Origin of the sequence: Staphylococcus sp. ACRSN, from assembly GCF_022346615.1 — a bacterium.
Classification (GTDB): Bacteria; Bacillota; Bacilli; order Staphylococcales; family Staphylococcaceae; genus Staphylococcus.
Genome location: NZ_JAKRNS010000027.1, coordinates 1 through 2,171, shown reverse-complemented (window position 1 = coordinate 2,171; position 2,171 = coordinate 1). Strand labels below are relative to the sequence as shown.

Annotated in this window: 1 pseudogene; it reads left to right on the top strand. The window is 35.3% G+C overall.

What is annotated here, in order from left to right:
- Positions 1-2,171 (top strand): annotated as a pseudogene (locus MHZ36_RS14240) (hypothetical protein); the annotation flags it as partial.

Here is a 2,171-nt window from a genome sequence, read left to right as displayed (position 1 = left end):
CTACAGCATCTCAGAAAAAGGATGAGGAAATACAGAAAGGTAATGTAGAAGACGCGTCAACCAATTCTCAAGAAGACCTGTCAGAAACTACAGCATCTCAGAAAAAGGATGAGGAAATACAGAAAGGTAATGTAGAAGACGCGTCAACCAATTCTCAAGAAGACCTGTCAGAAACTACAGCATCTCAGAAAAAGGATGAGGAAATACAAAAAGGTAATGTAGAAGACGCGTCAACTAATTCTCAAGAAAATTTATCAGAAAACAAAAATTCTAAATTAAAAGAGAGGCAAACTATTAAAGCCGCACAAACCGCACCTCCAAATCCTTACCACGGAGTATCTGATAAGTATTATGGTGGTTTTTTGGGTCTATTTGGAAGACCTGGTTTAACAACTGATATTAATCCTGAAAGAAAAACAATTATTAATGGCGAAAAAGCCAAAGCACATGGCGATTTTAGAATACCTGGGCTTATAAATTTAGACAATACAAGTTACCAATGGTATATATATCGAAATAATCAATGGACTTCAATAAGTGGACAAACTAAAAAAGATTTAGATTATACTTTAACTGATGTAGGAGATTATTATTTCCAACTAGTAGTTAGCAATAAACCACTTTTAGGTTCAGCGAAAACATATGGTTCAAATGTTTTCGCAGTGAGTGTGGTTCAGCAACAAGTACAAGCTAATAAAATAACAGTTACTAATAACCCTAATATTTTAGTTAATGATTCTTATTGGGGTTTAGGGTATGAAACAAATCCTAAAAACGCGACAGGTACAGTAAAATGGTCGGTAAATGATAATAGTTTAGCAACAATTAACCAATCAGGGGTAATAACTACAAATAGTAATAATTTAAAAGGAACAGTTATTGTAAAAGCAGTTTTAACAAATTCAGACGGTTCTACTGTAGAAAATTCTATATCAATTAAAGTTGGGGATATAATTTCTGATCAAACTGTTGAAGTAGGTGAAGATGCTACTTTTACGATTTCTCCAAGCTTAATACCAGATAATAATGAACAAAAAGTGACTTATCAATGGTACCGTTGGAATGAAGGTAAACGTCAAGAACTTATTTCTACTAATAAAGATTTAATAATAAATAATGTTGGTGTAAATTTAAATAGTAGTCAGTATCAAGTCCTTGTAAATATAGGAGGAAAAGTCCAGGAATCTAATGTAGCTACTTTAACTGTTAGTACAGCTGCCTCTGAGTCACTCAGCGAAAGTGAATCATTAAGTGAAAGTGAGTCATTGAGTACATCTGAATCACTAAGTGAAAGTGAGTCGTTAAGTACGTCTGAGTCATTAAGCGAGAGCGAATCATTGAGTACATCTGAATCACTAAGCGAAAGCGAATCATTAAGTACATCCGAATCATTAAGCGAAAGTGAATCATTAAGTACGTCTGAATCACTAAGCGAAAGTGAATCATTAAGTACGTCTGAGTCATTAAGCGAGAGCGAATCATTGAGTACATCTGAATCACTAAGCGAGAGCGAATCATTGAGTACATCTGAATCACTAAGCGAGAGCGAATCATTAAGTATATCTGAATCACTAAGCGAAAGTGAGTCGTTAAGTACGTCAGAATCGTTAAGCGAAAGCGAATCATTAAGTACATCCGAATCATTAAGCGAAAGTGAATCATTAAGTACGTCTGAGTCATTAAGCGAGAGCGAATCATTGAGTACATCTGAATCACTAAGCGAAAGTGAATCATTAAGTACGTCTGAGTCATTAAGCGAGAGCGAATCATTAAGTACATCCGAATCATTAAGCGAAAGTGAATCATTAAGTACGTCTGAGTCATTAAGCGAGAGCGAATCATTGAGTACATCTGAATCACTAAGCGAGAGCGAATCATTGAGTACATCTGAATCGTTAAGTGAAAGCGAATCATTAAGTATATCTGAATCACTAAGCGAAAGTGAGTCGTTAAGTACGTCAGAATCGTTAAGTACGTCTGAGTCATTAAGCGAAAGTGAATCATTAAGTACGTCTGAGTCATTAAGCGAGAGCGAATCATTAAGTACATCCGAATCATTAAGCGAAAGTGAATCATTAAGTACGTCTGAGTCATTAAGCGAGAGCGAATCATTGAGTACATCTGAATCACTAAGCGAGAGCGAATCATTGAGTACATCTGAATCGTTAAGT